This is a genomic window from Vibrio sp. 10N.286.55.E10, assembly GCF_002872555.1.
GTDB lineage: Bacteria > Pseudomonadota > Gammaproteobacteria > Enterobacterales > Vibrionaceae > Vibrio > Vibrio crassostreae.
Genome location: NZ_MCSD01000035.1, coordinates 225,050 through 245,228, shown reverse-complemented (window position 1 = coordinate 245,228; position 20,179 = coordinate 225,050). Strand labels below are relative to the sequence as shown.

Genomic DNA, 20,179 nt, shown 5'->3' with positions numbered 1-20,179 from the left:
CGTCACTGCTGAATCCGTGTCTCTACTTATCGCTTCTAATTGAGTTGTTACTTCTAATTGAGCTGCTTTTAATTCATTGTTTCTAAATAAGTGTTTCTAAATTGATCTTGTTAAACGGTCGTTCACCAACTGAACCCAGTAACTCGCACCGAGCTTTAAGATGCCGTCATTAAAGTCATATTCAGGGTTGTGCAATGCGCAGCCACCGACCGATTCCGTACCATTACCCAACAGCACATAACAGCCCGGTTTAACACGAAGCATGCTTGAGAAATCTTCCGAAATAGTCAGCGGGTCGCAGGCGTCATTAACGTTCTCTACGCCAAGCACTTTCTGCGCGGCGGCAACCGAATATTGGGTTTGTTGCTCACTATTGATGGTTGGGTAGAAGGTATTGATGAACTCGAAATCGTAAGTAGCGCCCGCAGCCTGACAAATGCCAGCCACAATCCTCTCCATACTTTGTTTGATTCGATCGAGAGAAGACTCAGTGAAGCAGCGGCAGTCACCTTTAATGGTGACTTGGGTCGGGATAACGTTAACCGTGCCATCGGTAATAAACTCGGTCGCAGAGACTACAGCCGTGTCGTGGATCGCACTAAGGTTGCGAGATACTATGGTTTGCAGACCAAGAATGACTTGCGAACCGACGACTAAAGGATCAACACCTTGATGCGGCAGAGCAGCATGCCCACCCACACCATTGATGGTGATCTCAAAGCTACTTTCACTGGCCATTAATGATCCGGGGCGAACCATCAACTCACCTTCCGCTAAACCGGGGAAGTTATGAACTCCATACACTTCATCAATCGAGAATCGCTCAAATAAGCCATCATCAATCATCGCTTGCGCGCCACAACCGTGCTCTTCATCGGGTTGAAAGATGAAATACACAGTGCCATCGAAGGTTAGGTTCTCGGCCAAATAGCTTGCAGCGCCGAGCAGCATTGCGGAGTGTCCATCGTGCCCACAAGCGTGCATTTTTCCATCGTGTTGTGAGCAGTGTGCGAAGTTATTTTGTTCGTGAATATGTAGCGCATCCATATCAGCTCTCAGACCAATGCTCGCTTCACTCGATCCTGAACGAAGTATCCCAACTAATCCTGTTTTACCGATGTTACGCACCACTTCGATACCAAAACTGTGTAACTTGTCAGCGATAAAATCGGAGGTCAGATTCACGTCAAAGCCACACTCAGGGAAACAGTGTAAATGTTGACGCCACTCCGTCATGCTTTGAATAAGCTGCGAAGACAGTTGGTCTGGTTTTATCGAAAAAGTAGACGGCATAGTAGTGTTCCCAAAGTGTCATTCTTTGTATTAACGTTAAATGTGGAGTTAGCTTGGCTGCTGAATGTAAACGCAAAACGAGCAGCCTTAATCAAAGGTCGTTACAACGACTGCGACCTTCGGCAATTATCTGAGGATGGCTTAAGATGGCGCTCTAGCAGTGCACCAAAGCCTTTAATGGGTATGGGGTAGTTCATCAACTGAAGCGAATGCCAAGCCAACACCTGATTACTGCTCACAACGGGCTTATCTAATTGCGCTTCAATGGATTCAATCACCGATGCTGCGCGCAATGCCGTGCAAGAGATAAACAGAAGATCAGCGTCAGGGTCACAGACTTGTAGTGCGGCTTGTTTGATGTCCATTGGAGAAATGAACGTCATCGCGGTGTCATCTTCAAAACCAAAGCCTGCGATGCTCAACACCTCAATGCCTTGCGACTCAAAAAATGCCGCCACGTCTTGATTTACGGCTTCGGTATAAGGCGTTAATACCGAGATACGCTTCGCTTTAAAGCTGTCGAAAGCCGCTAACGCAGCGGTCACCGGATTCGTTACCGCAGCGTTTGGGCGAGACTGATGAATGAGCTGCGTAATGCGTTCGCTGCCAATCGCCACAGTGCCAGAGGTACAAGCGTAGATCACCACATCTAATTCAGTACCCGGTAGGATGGTATCGGCACAAGCAGCGATTCCCGGCTCCATCTTACGCAGATTTTCTATCGTCAACGGGTTGTAGTTTCTTAGGCGGCTGGTGAACGATTGCACATCGTTTGGATACAGCGCGTTTAAATCACGCTCAATATTGAAATCTGTCGCTAACGCAATCACACCGACGCGTCCTGCTGGTGCCAATTTTTCTAATTCAAACTGTAAAGTAGCGGTTGCAGATTTCATACTTTCCAACTCCTTGAGCGAGAGTTAACATCGCCCAAAGGATGTTAACAACATGTTTCATATAATTTTCAAACTCTGTCGATTTGATCTTTACATTTCGTTCACAAGATTAATAATGCACCGATAACTTTAAGGATTATCATTAAATGGTGACCTTGTTGTGCAGAAATTCCGCATTTTTTCTACGTTATAGTGGTTTTTTGTTCTCGCTCATCGAGGTCTAGATGTTAAGGCTAAATACCTTTAACTCGATCACACACTGGTTCAAAAGAAACAATTAATTTACAAACAGATATTGGGAAGTATGGGTATGACACAGCAACCTGCATTGGTGGTCGACAGTTTCGACAAGAAGATCCTCAACATCGTACAAGACTCAAACAGGGCTACCTCAGACAAGATTGCAGAGAAGGTCGGGCTCTCTCCTGCTGCCGTTCAGCGCCGTTTAAAACGCATGAGAGCACAAGGGGTAATTCAGGCTGATGTCTCGGTGATTAACCCAAAAGCGGTCGGTCACGGAATGACGTTTATCGTTCAGGTAACACTTGAACGTGAACGTGTGGATTTGATGCATAACTTCAAAAAAGAGATGAGTTCGAACCGTTCTGTGCAGCAATGCTATTACGTCACAGGCAGCTCTGATTTTATCTTAATCGTCACGGCTGCAGATATGGAGGGGTACGATAATTTTACTCGTGAGGCCTTCTTCGACAATGCCAATATCAAAAGCTTTCAAACCAATGTGGTGATGGATAACGTCAAGGTCGGGCTGGCTATTCCGATTGATGAGCAGCGCGATTAGAAAGCAAGACATGTCATGAGATGAAGTCAAAAAGAGAGAAAAAAAGACGGTATGAAGAAACCTTACATACCGCCAACTTTGGGGCTTACTTTATTATTCGTTGTTCGCGATTAGCTATTAACTGCTAACTGCTAGCTGCTAACTGCTAACTGCTAACTGCTAACTGCTAACTGCTAACTGCTAACTGCTAACTATGAGCTTTTCGTTATGAGATTTTATTGTCAATGATTTGTTGGTAGAGATCCGGATCAGTTGCCCCTTCAGTACCAATTACTAGCACTCGGCTGTCTTGAGTTAAATACAGTTTTTCAGCGAAATTAGGCTCTTTTTTAGCTATGATCGCTGCGGCAAACCCTGGAACTGCAGATTCGCCCCCTTCTATCGCCACTTCCGTTTGCTCGCCACTTGCCAACATGCGCATCGCTTGTGGGATCGCCTCTTCACTCAGCGTCATGAAATCATCGGCGCCATTTTGGAGAATCGTCCATGCCAAGCTCGAAACCTCACCACAGGCAAGCCCAGCCATCAGTGTCTCTAGATCGCCGGTAACTACAACGGGCTTGCCCGCTTGAGCACTCTTCTGCAAACAGTTGGCCTGCTCAGGTTCTACGATTACAAAACGTGGACGCTCAGCGCCCCACAAATCCCAGAAGTAACCACAGACGGCTGATGCCAAACCACCTACACCGCCTTGTACGAAGACATGTGTTGGGATTTCACCATCCAATTGCTCGACAATTTCAGCCAACATCACTGTGTAGCCAAGTGCCACATCCTTCGGGATTTCCATGTAACCTTCATAAGAGGTGTCCGACACAATCACGCGTTTTTTCGCTTTGGCTTCAGAATCAGCCAAACGAACCGATTCATCGTAATTACCTGTAATGCGAACTACTTCTGCACCGAACGCTTCCATCGCTTGTTTGCGCCCTTCAGACACATCGCGGTGAATATAAATCACACAACCACAACCAAACATCTGAGCGCCCCATGCCACTGAACGGCCATGGTTTCCGTCAGTTGCACAACTCACAACGATCTCAGCAACTTCTGATTTCCATTCACCGTTGAGCAGCTCACTGATGGTCGGATTCTTCCCATAGCGATTAGCGATTTCAATCTGAAGCTGACGAGCCACCGCATAAGCGCCGCCCAGAGCTTTAAAACTCTTTAAGCCAAAACGCTGCGATTCATCTTTGTACCAAAACTTGTTTACGCCGATCTCAGCAGAGATAGCATTCAGTTCATGCAAAGGAGTCACAGAGTAACCTGGCCATTGAGAAATATCTTTAATCGCCTGTTGAGAGTTCGCGACACTTAAAATGTCACGCTGCTCACTTGAGTATTCCAATTCACGGCGTGCTTGGGGATTAGCGTAGTGTGTCAGAGTGCCTGCCAGTAACTGCATAAATGATCGTCCTTATTAGTCATTCACATGCTCCTTACATCGTTAGATTATAGAAACCTATCGACCAGTAAGGCTGCGGATAATAAATTCTATCGACAAAAAAGTGCTGTGATTGTGCTTTCTAAAAACCAAATCTGCAGAAATTAGTTGTTACTTAGCGAATAAATGCGGTTTTTACTCACATCCATGTTTTCTCGTTGAATTCATGAGCATTACAAGCGGTACCGCCTTCAATTCCAGAACAAAAAAAGGCTGGTGATGACAAAGCACAACCAACCTTTCAACATACACACCTAATTTTTAATGCGAGTCAAAGCTACTCAATACGTGTAATAAAACCGTATTTATCTGAATCGGCCTTAGTCACCCAGTGTTCACCAGAAGCAGGAGCAGAATCTAAAGTGAAGATATAGAAATCGATTCCTTTATCTCCCATCACCTTTTTAAAGTAGGTCGCTTGTTGGCGATGACTTTCGTTGGTGTATGGGAATTCTTTAGCCGTTTTATCACCCTCAGCCCAACTGTGCACACCCACCTGTTTATTCAGCTCAATAGCTTTGGTGGTATCAGCGCGTTGCAAAACTCGTGGATTACCTGCAGCAAACAGGTCCGTGCCGCCAGAGAACACCGAACCCGTAGGCGTTACGATCGTCGTCATCTTGTTATTGTGGATCATGCGACCGGTGTACATATTGATATCATCGTCGGCACTTCCACCAATATGGTTGGTAAACTTCAACGTCATCTCACTGCCTTGATACAATTTCACGATATCAAAAAGCTGAGAATAGGTTGATGCGCCTAGAGTGGAAGTAATACGATCAACAGCCCCAGTCTCGTTGAGCACATCGCGGTAAAAGGCATTGAAAGCAAATGAAGTGGTGATGGTGACCTTATTACCATTTTTGGTGTTACTCAGAATCGTCGAACCCAAGCTCGTCACGTATTGCGACAACTCATTTTGGTACTCAAGCTCAACTGCTTTTGCACTGTTCGCTGTTGTTTGGATTAACGTGGTCTCATTAGAAACAGAGCGGAGCGGGGCGCCGCAATCAAACACGTCCAAACCCTTGCTCTCTGTGTAGATACCGCAGCTATCAAACCCTGCATCAGGAAAATACAGATCAACACTTTGACCTAAACGGCTCGCAAGCCTTACTACTTTTTGCTTATCACTAATATCTTCAGCAAATTGAATTTGGTCATACTGGACACCGTCATAGGTCAGTTTCATTGACTCTTGAAGCTCTTCTCGTTCTTGATACAACTTGCCTAATTTCACTGACGAAAATACGTAATCCGCCTTAGGTTTCACTTGTGCTTTAGTCGCCGCGTTACCTGCCGATTTACCCGAGTTGGAGCTTGAATTACACCCAGCTAAAATAATCAAGGGCAGTGCCAGTAACGTTTTTCTATAGTTATTCATGCGTCATTCCCAAAATGTTTGATTGGAAAATTCTATTATTTAGCGCTGAATTTATCTGTCGTGAGAATGTATGAGAATGTCGAACCTATTTGAACAATGTTTTTTATTTTCCTATAAATGCCAATTCATCATTGAACTAACTTATAAAGTGTTTAATCATTCGCATTAGGTATTTTACGTAAGGCCTGTAAATTGGGTGTACCACAATTACTAGCTACTCAAAAAGACTCCCTCACGTAATCTCGATAAATGAAACGCACGATAAGGCTGAGAATGGAATGACAAAACCTAAAATGATCATCGTAGAAGACGATTTGAAACTTCAGCGAATGCTAAAGGATTACTTTGTTACGCAGGACTTTGAAGTCTCCACACTAGATGATGGCAGTAACGCCGTGCAAACCATTCTTGCCGAACAGCCTGATATCGTGTTGTTGGATTTAATGCTCCCTGTAACCGATGGACTGACAATATGCCGACAGACGCGCACCCTCTTTAAAGGTAAGATTTTAATGCTCACCGCCAGCGATGATGATTTCGACCACGTCGCAGGCTTAGAGACAGGGGCTGATGACTATGTCACCAAGCCAATCAAACCAAGAGTTCTGCTGGCAAGGGTTCGTTCGCTGTTACGCCGCCAAGACACCAGTACCGCTTCAGTCGACGACTCAGACACTCTTCAGTTTGATCAACTCGTTCTGAAAAACACTTATAAGAAGTGTGAGCTTTCAGGTGCGGTTTTATCACTCACTGACAGTGAGTTTGACCTACTTTGGTTATTGGCAAGCAACCCAGATACGACGTTATCTCGTGACTACTTGACGCAAACATTGCGCGGGATTGAGTACGACGGAATAGACCGTACGATTGACAACAAGGTTGTACGTCTAAGGAAGATTTTGGGCGACGACCACACACCAGCAGAGAAAATTCAGACCATTCGCGGTAAGGGCTACTTGTTTGTTTCAACCGCCTGGCATTAACTTCGCTCACTACGAGCGTAATGAAAGAGAACGATTATGCGACGTATCTTTTTGGAGTCCTTAATAGGGCTGTTAGTTTGCTTCATGAGCGGTATTGTCGCTTACGAAATCTGTGTCTATCAGCTCAATACTGACTACGAATATGTTCTGCAAGATTATGAAGCCACAGCCCACCAGCAACTCATAGAGAACATCGCAAAAAATCAGGGGCTTGAAGCGGCTCAACAAGCCATGAACCAGTTTGTCGAAACCACTCGAAATAAACTGATTACGTTCAATCCAAAAGATGAAATACCAAGCCCTGTTTCAGAGTTCTTCTCGACCAACCCAAATACCTTTATCTTCCACGATGATGAGCGTGATCTTTGGTTTCGCTTAGCAAGCAGTGACAATACCTATCATTACCTACCCAACAGTGAAGCGTTCGTTAGGCAAAAAATAGAATTGGAAGATGACCTCATTTGGTTGTTCTTTTTAGCAAGCTTTATCCTGTATGGCGTATGCCACCTATTTATCATCTTCCGCCGAGTTAAGAAGCTTGAATCGGCGACGCTAGCCTTTGCTGAAGGGGATCTCTCCTCGCGAGCCGAGACCTCAAGCGGCATTGCAATCGGCTCACTCAATAAGTCTTTCAACCTAATGGCCGACCGCATTCACCGGTTAATTGAGAGCAATCGTTCACTCACCAATGCGGTCGCTCATGAACTGCGCACGCCGATATTCCGGATCCAATGGCAAGCTGAAATGCTTAAAGACACACCGCTCAACGAATCTCAGCAAGAGACTGTAGAAAGCATTGTGGAAGATACGGAAGAGATGGAGAAGATGGTCGACGAGCTATTGTGTTACGCCAAGCTGGATAGCTGCGACCTCGAAAATTTGCAGCAGCCTGTCGAGATAAATGACTTTCTTGGCCACGCAATGACGCGTTGGAACAAAGATACAGAGCTCAACATCAACCTATCACTGCCAGAGCAACCATACGAGATTCTTGCGGATGAGATACTGCTGAACCGCGCCCTAGATAACCTCGTACGCAACGCCATGAAATTCGCACGATCTCAAGTGTTAATTGAAGCCAGCACGCATCAAGAACAACTGAAAATTGCAGTACATGATGATGGTGATGGTGTGACTCAAGAGCATCAGGCTCGTTTGTTTGAACCGTTTTACGTAGGCGATAAAGCACGTAACAAAGCCAAGAGTGGCCATGGTTTAGGATTGTCTATCGTCGAGAAGATCTGCGCTCAACACAACGCAACCGTGGAGGTAGGTCAAAGCCAAACCTTAAAGGGTGCGGTATTCACCATAACCATTCAGCTATGTAATGGTTCGACTGACAAACCCATACAGTAACTACGAAACACCTCTGGAATAATGTTCAACATCGGTCGGGAGATACTGTCTCCCATGAACCTATTGAATCTAAACTCCAATCATTCTTAAGGTGTGTTCATGAAAAAGTTATTAGTTATTTTGGGTATTGTCTCTCTTGCAGGTTGTTCAGGTATTAGCCACAACGATGAAGTTTACACAGCGCACGCTGAGAGCTTTAACATTGTCGGTTTCCAAGTTCCAGGTAATACTCAAGACCGCGCAATGGAATTAGTGCCTGAAGGTGCAACTGTTGATACGATTCGCTCAACAAACTCTGATACGAGCTCTGTTCTGGGTATCATCAACCGTATTATCGGTATCGACTACGTTCAAGTTGGCGGTAAAAAGCAGTAATTAGCTTTAGTTACAAACCATAGTTAAGTGTCTTCGTTACGTACCTTTAATCAGTAGCCTGTACAAACTAAGTTAATCTAAGCCAGTGACCCGTCGCTGGCTTTTTTCATCCAGCAGATTTTGTGCTCTGTGCCAAAGAAGTGCCCAATCCCCCTTCCCTCTTGTAACTAACAATTCGAAAAATAAGCCTAAAAATCTTCAAATTCTTATCAAAACTGCCCTTAAAATCGCTTAACAGCCTTCAGGTTAAAATGACACTTTCAAATCGTTGATCCTTCTATCAGCTCGGAACACCTTAACTGAGGCACAGATCAATTTACTTAAGAATCTTAATTTCCAATAGAAATTAACACTTAATAAAAGTGTCATAATTTTATAAATAAAACATATAGGTGCGTTCAAAAATAAACAGAAACGATAACTATCTGTAAATACGAAAAATATAAGTTTCATGAATAAAAGAGATCAGTGCCATGCTACTAATTAATCGGATCGAATGATGTAAATTCATTGTGATAATTTTGTTACGTTTTCATGGATTTTACATGGAAAGAGAAAATAACAATGAAAATGAAAAAACGTTTAGTTGCCGTTGCTATAGCGAGTGCGATGTCTTTATCAGTACATGCAAGTGAATCAGTTAGCATCGATCAACCGATCAACTTTACTAGCTTTTCTGGGTTGAACACTCAGTTAGGCGTCAGTAACGCCTCTAGCTTTAAGATGGTAAAGGAAGTTAACCTCAAAAAGCGTGGCATCTACAAAGTTAAGATCCAACAGAACATCTGGGGAACGCCAGTATGGGGACATTACCTAAATGCCACCCAAAGTGTACAAGGTGGCGCACTTAAGTCTGTTCAAGGCAACTACCTTAAAACGACGACCCTAGAGCGATCGTTTGTTAAACCATCGATCAACAGCTCTCAAGCCGTTGAGCTTGCGAGTAAAGATCTCAAGGTTCAGGGCTTAACAAGCAAATCTTTAGATAACGTCCAGCATGAACTGTTTATTTATCAAGGTTCAGGAAAACAAGGACATGACAAAACACGCCTAGTCTACGTTGTCTCTTATCTTGTCGAAGGCAGCGAACAGCCAACTCGACCATTCACCATGCTAGACGCACACACCGGCGAAGTTATCGACCGTTGGGAAGGTATTGCTCACGCACAGATCGGTACAGGCCCTGGTGGTAACGAGAAAACAGGCATGTACGAGTACGGTACCGACTACCACTACCTTGATGTGGTAGAAAACGGCACAGAGTGTGTGATGGAATCGGAAAATGTCGTTACCGTTGACCTAAATGGCGCGACAGACGGCGACACCACTTATAGCTACGAATGTCCTCGTAACGAACATAAAGAAGTGAACGGAGCCTTCTCTCCACTCAACGATGCGCACTACTTCGGTAACATCGTGTTCGATATGTATAAGAACTGGTTCGACACAGCGCCGCTCTCTTTCAAACTCATGATGCGTGTTCACTACGGTAACAACTACGAGAACGCATTCTGGGATGGCAAGGCAATGACATTCGGAGATGGTGAAAGCTTCTTCTACCCACTTGTAAGTCTAGATGTGTCAGCGCACGAAGTGAGCCACGGTTTCACTGAGCAAAACTCAGGTTTGGTTTACGCAAACCAATCCGGTGGTATGAACGAAGCTTTCTCTGATATGGCAGGTGAAGCGGCAGAATACTACATGAAAGGTACCAACGACTGGATGGTCGGCCGTAATATATTTAAAGGCGACGGGGCTCTGCGTTACATGGACGATCCATCACGCGATGGTTCTTCAATCAATAATGCATCCGAGTACTACGATGGCTTGAATGTTCACTACAGCTCTGGTGTGTTTAACAAAGCCTTCTACCATCTTGCAACCACGCAAGGTTGGGATACCAAAAAAGCATTCGAGCTTTTCGTGTTATCTAACCAAATTTACTGGTCGGAAAATAGTGACTTCTGGCAGGGTGCTTGTGGCGTGAAAAACTCAGCAAACGACCTTGGCTACAATGCCGATGACGTTGTTTCTGCGTTCGGTCTGGTGGGTGTTACCCCATGTGCAGAGCCACCACTGCCGCCAGAACCGGAATATCAACGCCTTGAAAACGGTGTTGAAGCTGCGGTTGCTGGTGAAACCGGCTCAAAAACTTACTTCGATATCGAAGTACCAGAAGGCCAAGACAAGCTAACGATTGATCTTGCTGTGTCTACTGGTGATCCGGATATGTATGTCGGTATAGATTATGCGCCAAGCTCTCAAGAGAATATCTGTAAGAGTGAAAGCGTAACCGATGAAGTATGTGTAATTGAAAACCCAACAGCTGGTCGCTACACGGTGAACATTCTGGGTTACTCAGATTACGCAGGTGCAAACCTGAAAGCATCGTACGAATCAGGCAATGCTAACGTACCGCCAGTTTCTTCTTTCGAACACACGGTCGTAGGCAAAGAAGTAGAGCTGCGTAGCACAAGTTCGGACAGCGATGGCCAGATCGTTTCTTACCAATGGAACCTAGGCGATGGCAACACGCAAACCGGTGAAGTGACTCGTTATACCTACGCTGAAGCTAGCGACTACGTGGTGACTCTAACCGTGACTGACGATGCAGGCGTTGCAACATCGACAAGCAAGTCGATCACGATTGAAGGTGACTCAGCAGAAGGCTTCCCGCTAAAACTGAAGTTTGGTAACAAAAACCCGAACGGTAAGGCTCGCGTTAAGCTGGCATGGGATTACGACACCAATGACTACTTCGTGATTAAGCGTAATGGCAAGAATGTTGGTGCTACAGACTTTAACTCATACGTCGACAAGTTCCGTCACAACGGCACAGTAGATGTTGAGTACCAAGTGTGTACCTCAAGCGATATCTGTTCAGAAACCAAGCACTACCGTTTCATTAAAACACAGTAATCAATAGCAAATTCAGGGCTCCGAAAGGGGCCCTTTTCGCGGTTAACTGTTCAGCAAATGAAACATCTACACAAAAACATCCACGCACTAAACAAAATTCACACCCATCAACACAACAATACTCACTATAAAAAGGACGACAAATGGCTATTCAAAAAAGCATGCTAGCTTTGGCTGTGCTCGGAGGCTCTTTAGCCTTAACCACCAGCACTTCGACTTACGCATCCCTAGGTATCACACCACCAGCGAACGAAGAAGTCTGGATTACCACCGATGCTGACGCACAGCATATAATGACTCAACATGGCGCAACAGTTTACCCAAGCGTGACTGGAAACAAGCATTCCATCGTCGCGAAAATCAACCAGAAAGAGCTGGCGAAACTCTCTAGCCACATGCACGAAGAAACCCACCGTTGTGGTGGCTACATGGTGCACGAAGACAAAGCAAGCGCACTCAAAGCGGCAGCTATGCCACTGACCATGAGCAGCTTCGAAAAGCCAGTTATCAGCCATCAAGATACGGTGAACGATCTGCTATCTCAGGTCGAGCCGAACAACATGGTCACGACTATTGAAAACCTAACCAACTTCACCAACCGTTTTTATACTACTTCTACTGGTGTCGCTGCTTCAGATTGGCTTTTAGAGCGTTGGGAAACAGAAATTAAGGATGTGCCGTATGCGTCTGCACGCCAGATCACGCATGCCGAATACCCACAGAAATCCGTTGAAGTGACACTGCTTGGCGCTAAATATCCTGAAGAGATCGTCGTGGTTGGTGGACACCTTGATTCGACCGTTGGATCTTGGACAAGCGAAGGCACCATCTCACCGGGAGCCGATGATGATGCGTCTGGTATTGCAACGGTAACAGAGTCGCTTCGCCTGATGATCGCCAGTGGTATTCAACCAGACAAAACCATTAAGTTCTATGGTTATGCTGCAGAAGAAGTTGGGCTACGTGGCTCACAAGATGTCGCCAATACATTAAGAGACGAACAAGCAAACGTTGTATCGGTACTGCAATTAGACATGACCAACTACAACGGTTCAGCGCACGATATTACCTTCATCACCGACTACACCGACAGCAACCTAACGGCTTACCTGAGTGAGTTGATTGATACCTACGCGAGCGACATCAGTTACAGTTTCGACCGTTGTGGCTATGCCTGTTCCGATCACGCATCATGGCACAACGTTGGCTACCCAGCAGCTATGCCGTTCGAGAGCATGTTCAACGATTACAACCCTAGCATCCACACGCAGCATGATACGATTGAGAACTCAGATCCAACTGCAACCCATGCCTCGAAGTTCGCTAAATTGGCGATTGCTTATCTCGTTGAAACTAGTCTGGATTCACCTGTTGCAGGTCCAACAGAACTTCAATATGACGTCCCTGTTGAAGGACTATCCGCAGGTTACGGTGAAGAGCAATTTTTTACCCTAACAACGGAAAACGCAGGGCAATTAACCGTAACCATGACAGGCCCTCGCAGTGGCGATGCCGACTTATACGTCAAATATAATGGTGTGGTATCAAAAGCAAACTTTGACTGCCGTCCATATCAGAACAGCAGCAATGAACAATGTGTATTGAACAAACCTGCGGGTGAATTCAGCATCATGGTGCGCGGCTATCGCAACTTCAGCGATGTATCTATCGTCGCTAACTTTATCCCTGATCTTCTCTAGGGCTGACTAGCTAAACTCAAGAATGACATGGCTCACTGCCAAAATAACAAAAAAAACGCAGCTGAACTGGCTGCGTTTTTTGTTAGGGAGACTGAGGAACTTGAGAGCCAATACTATTTTACGAAAATGAGTTAATTTAAGTGTAAATAGAGAGATTCTTTTCACCTAATAATGACCACAAATATATTACGCCTATTTCAATCAGTGAAAACCACTCCCACATATTAACTTAAATAAAAGCTAAAATAGAAAAACCTTAATTAGATACTTCTTTATTAACTCTATTCTCTCCTCTCTATTATGGGAATCAACAACTCAGACCAGTAAGAAAGTTTAAATAAAATTAAACAAACTTTCATTTTATGATTTATTTAAAGTAAACAAATGCCATAACCTTATTTTAATCAAGGGCAATAATCAACAAGCAACCCCATACACACCAAGGCATAAGCAATAAAATCAGCAAGTAAGACCAGTTTAATTCTGGGATATTGGTTCAATAAAAACAAGCACTCGATACACCAAATAAATAAGTAATCAATGCATTTAATAAATATTGCATATATTAATTAGATGTATATTATTCACAAATAAACCAAGCTTATACGTGAATTTTATAAGTGTTATATTATTTAAAGTTCGGACATTCGCCTGAATTATAAGAAATCTTAAAAATAATCAACACTACTTATATTGGAACAAGTTATGAGTGCTAAACTAAAAATAATGCTTTCTATTATGGGGCTAACAGTCATGTTAATCATGACGACAAGCTTTTTAAGCTGGAAGAATTTCGAGACTTCGTCGACCGTAAGTTATAAAAAACAGTTGGGATATAAATCTCAACTTATCGCAGATACTATCGGACAGAAAATTAATCGCTACTTTGATATTTTGAAAGTAGTGAGCAATGAGCTGTCTTTCGATGAGCGTGGTCAAGTCGACACATCACGAGCAATCACAACGCTCCATAGTGCCATGAGCTCAACCAAAGTTACTAACATCTACTTTTCTCTAGCGGATGGCACTTCCTACTCGTCAAAAACCAATGGCATCATCGAAAACTTTAATGCCAAAACCAAACAACGTGAATGGTTTTTGAAAGCAATGAGTGGCGAGGACAAAATCATTACTCGTCCTTACCTGGCGTCAACCGGTGACCAAGTAATGTCTCTAGCAACGCCTATCTACAAACAAGGCAAGATTGTCGGCGTTGCTGCTCTAAACATCCTGGTTGAAGACCTGACCAGATTCACCGAGCAACTCACCACAAATAATAAAATCTTCGTCACTCGTGAAGATGGCTTTATCTTAGCCGCACAAAACCCGTCTTTAATAGGGAAAAGTATCTTCAACGAGATCCCAGCTTTTGCGAACAGAGACACCACGCGAGAAGAGAGCTTCGAGTACGTTTATCAGAATACGGAGTTCTTGGCAGCAGGCGCTAAAATCAACGATCTTGGTTGGAGTGTATGGGCGTGGGATAAAGAGACCAATGTTAATCAGGACTCAAAAGATAACCTAACTGAAACTCTGATCACCTCTTTGACGCTACTGCTTATTTGCGCGGGTTGCGTGTACTACGTTGTTGAAGTTTTGGTTTACCGCCCACTCGGTGGAGAGCCAAGTGAAATAGAAGCGACCGTAGCTAAAGTGGCCTCTGGTGACTTTACCGCAATCAAACAACAACAGGGCAAAGCGATTGGTATCAATGCTGCAGTTAACGATATGGTCAATGAGCTGAGCACCACAATTGAGACCATCCGTAACTCATCGAACGACCTGTTTACCTTTGCAGAAGGCATAACCAACGCAGCCGACAGCGTGAATGCCAGTTCTGCCTCGCAAATGGAACAGCTAGAGCAAACTTCGACGGCAATGAACGAAATGTCGGTCGCTGTAGATGAAGTCGCACAAAACGCTCATCGAGCTTCAGAAGCGGCGATGCAAGCAGCGCAAGAAGCACAGTCCGGCAATCAAACGTTTGATACTGTAAATCACAGTATTGTGAGCCTCTCTCAAGGGATTCAAGAAGTTTCCGACGTCATCAACACCGTAGGTGAGAAAACCTCAAGTATTGGCACCGTATTGGACGTGATCAAAGACATTGCAGACCAAACCAACCTGCTTGCCCTTAACGCTGCCATTGAAGCTGCACGAGCTGGTGAGCAAGGCCGTGGTTTCGCGGTTGTTGCTGACGAGGTTCGTAACCTAGCCAACCGCACTCAACAGAGCACCAATGAGATTCAAGAGGTGATTACTTCATTGCAGCATGAAGCCAATAGCTCTATGGATATGATGCAGATGAACCGAGAAGCATCAAATGTCACCATGGAGAATGCGAAACGAGCACAGGCTTCACTCAATGAAATCTCGAGCTCTATCACCGTCATTGAAGACATGAATACACAGATAGCCACAGCGACTGAAGAGCAAACCCTTGTCGCAGGCGAAATCAATCAGAGTATCGTTGACGTCAATGACAAAGCCCGCGAGACACACAACTTGTCGGCATCAAACCAAGAGAAAGCTTCGGAACTTATTGCACTGTCTGAAAAGCTCACGCAAGCAGTCAGTACCTTTAAGCTAAACCGTTAACCTCAACAGCATTTAATAGAAACTGATTAGGGGGAGGCAATTCCCCTAATCACAACGCCAAGGCGAAAACCTCATCTCACTGCCCGGGTGATTTGAGTAAACGATTTCTCGAAGTACCCCTACACACAACCTCTAGCTGTCTCTTTTCCATCTCGGCAAGGAGAGGCTTTTTGCTTTCTAAATTAAGCATATAACTTCACTAACAATAAGGATAAACCTATGAAGTTAAAAAAAATAGCACTTATTACTGCTATGATTTCATCCAACGTTAATGCCTTTCAGGTCTGTAACATCGGCGACGAATATAACGTCTTGGACAGCGAAAGCTTTCATCAGATCCGACAGAAAAACTATGATGCCTTCGGTGAAGGTATTACGCCTGAAAACCTTTTTCCATCGGCACCAGAGCACATTGTCGACTTAAAACCCTCTCTCTCTGAAGCCAGTGATGTTTTCCCTGAAACTGCTACCTTGCTAGAAACAGGACCCACCTCAGCTGTTACGCTAGCACCTGAAGAAGCGGCAAGACTGATGGACACATTAGGCCGCTCAACGACGGGGCTAGCGCAAGGCGCATTAGAAGCTCTGGGACCGATTGGCGACGCGGTTGCCGTTGGACTTTGGGCAAATGAGGTCGCAACTAGCTTCCAAGATGAATCACGTACCTCTTACGATCGATTTGCCACTGTAATGGGACTCGTCGATTGGTTTGGCGTTTTAAAGCTGCCCGCGAGAGAGATCGACCGCCAAATTTTGAGTAGTCGCTGGGATAGAATTGCAGCAGGTAACCATTACAGTTATCACGTTCATGAGGATCTCGTCACCCAGCAAGATTTAAGAGACAAAATTTATTGGGCAGAACTCGCCTCAGATCAGCAAGCGATGTTGAACGCCGTTGCACGAGGCTTTGCCACCGATCTTACCCTCAAATACCAACAACATTATCAAGAAGTGGTAAAGGCTCAGACCATTATGGCGGAAGAGCTGATCACCGCGGTCGACCACGAGCTCCGCAAGGCCATCTTTAGCCAACTGGCTCTCGACCATAAAGACTCTCGTCTGTTTGCATCAGACATTGCCGCTAGCTGTAACGAGGAAACTCGAGTACTGGCAGACCTTTATCCTGATCATGATATTGAAGAGAGTAATTCCCTGCCACCAGCACTACCTTCAAAACGCCAAGCGAACCGCGCATTGGCCAAACTTCAGCACTGTCAGCAGAACCTGCTAGATCAAGCAATTACCACACTGAATGAGTTACGAACAGGTCAAATTGAAGGGCTTGATCAAGCTGCAGTTCAACAGCTATATGCTCGCACACTTGCAGCCAAAACCCAGATCATTGAAACGGCAGATAACCATATCAATCTGCTGATGAGTAAGCTGCAAAGAGATATGTTCACACAAGGTGATATCGCCATAGAGCGACTATTCCGTTCAGGCTCGGTCGACACCATGCATAATTTCTTCAAAGGACAAGCAGAGCGCAGCGCCATTGACGAGATGACACGCAGCATTTTAGGACGCCCAGCAACAACACAAGAAATACGCAACAAAGAGATCGTCCTTCAAAGTGGTTACGAAAAATGTGTTCGTATTGGCATTCTAGGAGGCGACCCAAACTTTAGAGGTTGTGTTGAGTACGCTTGGGTGCCGGCAGAAACTCGCCCATTTATTTCATCTGAAGATAACGTGATTGATCAGATCTCCTCGCCAAGCAAAGAAGCAGTAAAACGCGTGCTTTTCGATTCACTTAGTAGCCTAATTGATCATGGCTGGAATGCCGAAGCTGAGGAGCGTTGGTTGGAACAACAGCTGTTGGACTTTTCTGCGCAGCAACGTCTAAAACAGCAAGCCGAATTCGACAAACAACAGGTTTATCACTGGTTACTGGACTCAAGCGCAATGCTTGAAGGTGAATGTGGTGGCGGTAGCGCATGTGCTGGGTGGAGCTTGTCTTACCTTCAAAAAGAGAACCTTTCACGACAAGCGTCGCTGCATTACATCAACAATTGGCACGCAAACTACTCCGGCAAAGGCGCCTATGTGCACTCTAAGCGCTATCAAAAGCTTGGTGGCTTGATTACCGCTGCGCTAGAGAGCGAGTGGCAAGCTAAGAGAGCTGTCGAATTTTATAGCTTCACTTACCCAGGTAGCATTGATCTTCAAAAAAATGCACCACTAATTTATTCCGCACTGAAATCATCCTCACTGGATCTTGCTCATCTGGAAGGCAACACGCTGCAACTCGCGAAAGGGATCGTAAAAACTCGTCTTGCTGAAGCGATCAGTGTCTCCGACAGCAACGGTGTTGAGTGGCTACATTCACAAGTGGGCCAATTCCAGCGCTATACATCGATCATCCATTCTCAGCATATCTCTACTGGGCACTACGCCTCTGGGGAAGGTGAAGTCACCGCTCTGTTTTCAGAGATGCTGCCTGCTCACCTTATGCGCTACCTGATTTCAGACATCATCCCTGATAGCTACGATGCGCGCATTGAGCGCTCTATCGATGCCATCTTTAACCCAACGTCTGAACTCAATCAAAAGCTCGATAAGTTAAGCAATACAAACGAAAACTTTACCTATAAACCGGGCCGTAGCTGCATGATTTACTACCCATACCTTAAGAGCGCACTGCTTGATGTTGCGGCTGATGATGACCTGTATTGGATTTCGCCTATCTCAGAATGGTACGACGCCGTCACTCGACAACAACTCAATATGTTTGGTGCTCTGAAGTATGCCGTCATCAATCAGAACACTTTCGGCATTCCATGTGATTTAAGCCCTAACAGCTACCAATACCAATAAAGGGCGGACACTATGAATACTCGACTTTTATTACTGCTCTGTTGTCTGAGCTTTACTGCCTTCTCTCAACCGTTTGATGCGATCAAACAGCCAAACCGTTCAGAGGAAGAGGTCACCCAGCTGGCAGAAGACTTCAAAGACTGGTCAAAGGCTTCCAATGGTTGGCGCTACTCCTTCATAACTGCCAATGAAAAGGAAGCTGTGGAAGACTTTTCAATTTCCGGCTATCAGACCGCTAATGACTACCTAAGAGCAACTGACACCTCAACATGGGGTGTCGCGGGGGCGGATGCGAGGCAGTACATTCGCACGGTTAAATCGGCTATCAACAAGCTGCCAAAATACAAAGGGACCGCCTATCGAGGGACTTGGGTAAAACTATCTCTGCTTAACAAGCTCGAAGAGGGGGACGTGTTGGTCGAGCCAGCATTTACTTCAACCTCTACTCTCCCAGAAGTTACTAAGCGCTTTTCGGTAGTGCATCCCAACTCCCCACAAAGGCTCAAGCGGGTGCTGTTTGAAGTAAAGATCAATCAAGGGGGTCACACCATTGCAGGGCTTTCGGAATACAGCAAAGAAGCAGAGGTTCTGTTTGCGCCAAATGCACACTTTCGAATCACCCAGATAGAGCGAACCTCTACCCATACCTACATCGGCGTGGAAACGGTGAAGGCATCTGCCGTCAAAAATACTCAGAAATATAACCTCTACTCAGGCGAAGAAGTAGAAGCGTCATTTTGGCACTCTCTCGTTTGTACATAAGCTAAGGATCAAGCAATGAAAAGATTTATTTGGGTGCTTTGTCTCTCTTTAATGACAAGTTTTTCGGCACAAAGTGAGGAGTTTCCTGAGTTTAAAGGGCGTTCACTCTCCTATCAGGCGCAACAACAAATTGCGGATGACTTGATGGATTGGGCAACGACGCACCATGTAAAAGCTGAAAAAAAGATGGTGCCTGAAGAATATTCCGCAATCAAAAACTATGGCCGAGTGGATCACGACGTGGTCAATGAATACATGCGGGCGGGAGAACCAGAAGGATATTTGTCTGAAATGTTTGGTCGCACATTAAAGTCGCGAGTCTTTCATATGCGAAATGTCATGAATAAACTTCCTAACTACAAAGGTACGGTTTATCGTGGATCATCCATCAAGAACGCACTACTCGATAAGCTCAACGTGGGTGATATTCTGCATGAGAAAGCATTTTTATCGACATCGACTCTACCAAGTGTCGCCAAGAACTTTTCTTCAGCCGGTGTTTATGAAGGTGCTTCTGCTGCTCAGTTCAAAATTGAACTCAAGTCGGCAGGTCGCGCCATTAACGCGTATACGTTCAAACCAGATGAAGCAGAAATACTCGCGAAGCCAGACACTTATTTTCGAGTAGAAGCGATTGAAAAAATATCGCCAAACAGAAACTACATCAAGATGAGAGAGGTAAAGAACCCTAGTCGTTATCTTAAGGCTGAACCCGATATCCATATATACGACAGCTTTAATGGTGAAGAAGTCTCCCTTCGAAATCGCAGTTCCCTCTACTGCCTGTAGCGTAATGCACCGTCTTCTCAGGTTATGTTCTTAACGAACGATTAAACACAAAAAG

The 20,179-nt window shown here is 45.0% G+C and carries 14 protein-coding genes; 10 read left to right on the top strand and 4 right to left on the bottom strand.

The window, feature by feature from the left end; translation table 11 throughout:
* Nucleotides 1-96: 96 nt before the first annotated feature.
* Both BCV39_RS17585 and BCV39_RS17580 read right to left on the bottom strand, forming a co-directional pair.
* Nucleotides 97-1,293, bottom strand: a complete 1,197-nt coding sequence (locus BCV39_RS17585; RefSeq protein ID WP_102432480.1) for a M20 aminoacylase family protein — start codon at nucleotides 1,291-1,293, stop codon at nucleotides 97-99.
* A gap of 101 nt (nucleotides 1,294-1,394) precedes the next feature.
* Nucleotides 1,395-2,189 (bottom strand): Asp/Glu racemase, encoded by a 795-nt coding sequence (locus BCV39_RS17580; protein WP_102432481.1) that lies wholly within the window; start codon nucleotides 2,187-2,189, stop codon nucleotides 1,395-1,397.
* A gap of 310 nt (nucleotides 2,190-2,499) precedes the next feature.
* Between BCV39_RS17580 and BCV39_RS17575 the strand changes: the two genes are divergently transcribed.
* Nucleotides 2,500-2,991: an Lrp/AsnC family transcriptional regulator gene (locus BCV39_RS17575; protein ID WP_102432486.1), complete on the top strand. Its 492-nt coding sequence runs from the start codon at nucleotides 2,500-2,502 to the stop codon at nucleotides 2,989-2,991.
* A gap of 205 nt (nucleotides 2,992-3,196) precedes the next feature.
* On the opposite strand, the gene BCV39_RS17570 is transcribed toward BCV39_RS17575, so the two are convergent.
* Nucleotides 3,197-4,399: a diaminopropionate ammonia-lyase gene (locus BCV39_RS17570; RefSeq protein ID WP_102432482.1), complete on the bottom strand. Its 1,203-nt coding sequence runs from the start codon at nucleotides 4,397-4,399 to the stop codon at nucleotides 3,197-3,199.
* A gap of 316 nt (nucleotides 4,400-4,715) precedes the next feature.
* On the bottom strand, nucleotides 4,716-5,825 hold the full coding sequence (locus BCV39_RS17565) for an alpha/beta hydrolase (protein ID WP_102432483.1): 1,110 nt from the start codon (nucleotides 5,823-5,825) through the stop codon (nucleotides 4,716-4,718).
* A 278-nt stretch (nucleotides 5,826-6,103) separates the two neighbouring features.
* Between BCV39_RS17565 and BCV39_RS17560 the strand changes: the two genes are divergently transcribed.
* From BCV39_RS17560 to BCV39_RS17520, 9 genes are all read left to right on the top strand, one after another.
* On the top strand, nucleotides 6,104-6,808 hold the full coding sequence (locus BCV39_RS17560; protein WP_102432484.1) for a response regulator: 705 nt from the start codon (nucleotides 6,104-6,106) through the stop codon (nucleotides 6,806-6,808).
* Nucleotides 6,809-6,844: 36 nt separating this feature from the next.
* Nucleotides 6,845-8,164: an ATP-binding protein gene (locus BCV39_RS17555; protein ID WP_102432485.1), complete on the top strand. Its 1,320-nt coding sequence runs from the start codon at nucleotides 6,845-6,847 to the stop codon at nucleotides 8,162-8,164.
* Between the two features lie 99 nt (nucleotides 8,165-8,263).
* Nucleotides 8,264-8,539, top strand: a complete 276-nt coding sequence (locus BCV39_RS17550) for a hypothetical protein (RefSeq protein ID WP_048664464.1) — start codon at nucleotides 8,264-8,266, stop codon at nucleotides 8,537-8,539.
* A gap of 564 nt (nucleotides 8,540-9,103) precedes the next feature.
* Nucleotides 9,104-11,458: a M4 family metallopeptidase gene (locus BCV39_RS17545; RefSeq protein ID WP_102431728.1), complete on the top strand. Its 2,355-nt coding sequence runs from the start codon at nucleotides 9,104-9,106 to the stop codon at nucleotides 11,456-11,458.
* A 143-nt stretch (nucleotides 11,459-11,601) separates the two neighbouring features.
* Nucleotides 11,602-13,158: a M28 family metallopeptidase gene (locus BCV39_RS17540; RefSeq protein WP_102431729.1), complete on the top strand. Its 1,557-nt coding sequence runs from the start codon at nucleotides 11,602-11,604 to the stop codon at nucleotides 13,156-13,158.
* Nucleotides 13,159-13,863: 705 nt separating this feature from the next.
* Nucleotides 13,864-15,756, top strand: coding sequence for a methyl-accepting chemotaxis protein (locus BCV39_RS17535; protein WP_102433006.1), 1,893 nt, complete (start codon nucleotides 13,864-13,866; stop codon nucleotides 15,754-15,756).
* A gap of 219 nt (nucleotides 15,757-15,975) precedes the next feature.
* Entirely contained in the window at nucleotides 15,976-18,573 is a 2,598-nt protein-coding gene (locus BCV39_RS17530) for a hypothetical protein (protein ID WP_102433005.1), read from the top strand.
* Nucleotides 18,574-18,585: 12 nt separating this feature from the next.
* A complete protein-coding gene (locus tag BCV39_RS17525; RefSeq protein WP_102433004.1) occupies nucleotides 18,586-19,335 on the top strand; it encodes an ADP-ribosyltransferase in 750 nt (249 codons plus the stop codon).
* Nucleotides 19,336-19,350: 15 nt separating this feature from the next.
* Nucleotides 19,351-20,124 (top strand): ADP-ribosyltransferase, encoded by a 774-nt coding sequence (locus BCV39_RS17520; RefSeq protein WP_102433003.1) that lies wholly within the window; start codon nucleotides 19,351-19,353, stop codon nucleotides 20,122-20,124.
* Nucleotides 20,125-20,179 lie beyond the last annotated feature (55 nt).

Coding starts and splice junctions, on each gene's coding strand:
- BCV39_RS17585 (WP_102432480.1), bottom strand. CDS start 1,293: ATGCCGTCTACTTTTTCGATAAAACCAGACCAACTGTCTTCGCAGCTT.
- BCV39_RS17580 (WP_102432481.1), bottom strand. CDS start 2,189: ATGAAATCTGCAACCGCTACTTTACAGTTTGAATTAGAAAAATTGGCA.
- BCV39_RS17575 (WP_102432486.1), top strand. CDS start 2,500: ATGACACAGCAACCTGCATTGGTGGTCGACAGTTTCGACAAGAAGATC.
- BCV39_RS17570 (WP_102432482.1), bottom strand. CDS start 4,399: ATGCAGTTACTGGCAGGCACTCTGACACACTACGCTAATCCCCAAGCA.
- BCV39_RS17565 (WP_102432483.1), bottom strand. CDS start 5,825: ATGAATAACTATAGAAAAACGTTACTGGCACTGCCCTTGATTATTTTA.
- BCV39_RS17560 (WP_102432484.1), top strand. CDS start 6,104: ATGACAAAACCTAAAATGATCATCGTAGAAGACGATTTGAAACTTCAG.
- BCV39_RS17555 (WP_102432485.1), top strand. CDS start 6,845: ATGCGACGTATCTTTTTGGAGTCCTTAATAGGGCTGTTAGTTTGCTTC.
- BCV39_RS17550 (WP_048664464.1), top strand. CDS start 8,264: ATGAAAAAGTTATTAGTTATTTTGGGTATTGTCTCTCTTGCAGGTTGT.
- BCV39_RS17545 (WP_102431728.1), top strand. CDS start 9,104: ATGAAAATGAAAAAACGTTTAGTTGCCGTTGCTATAGCGAGTGCGATG.
- BCV39_RS17540 (WP_102431729.1), top strand. CDS start 11,602: ATGGCTATTCAAAAAAGCATGCTAGCTTTGGCTGTGCTCGGAGGCTCT.
- BCV39_RS17535 (WP_102433006.1), top strand. CDS start 13,864: ATGAGTGCTAAACTAAAAATAATGCTTTCTATTATGGGGCTAACAGTC.
- BCV39_RS17530 (WP_102433005.1), top strand. CDS start 15,976: ATGAAGTTAAAAAAAATAGCACTTATTACTGCTATGATTTCATCCAAC.
- BCV39_RS17525 (WP_102433004.1), top strand. CDS start 18,586: ATGAATACTCGACTTTTATTACTGCTCTGTTGTCTGAGCTTTACTGCC.
- BCV39_RS17520 (WP_102433003.1), top strand. CDS start 19,351: ATGAAAAGATTTATTTGGGTGCTTTGTCTCTCTTTAATGACAAGTTTT.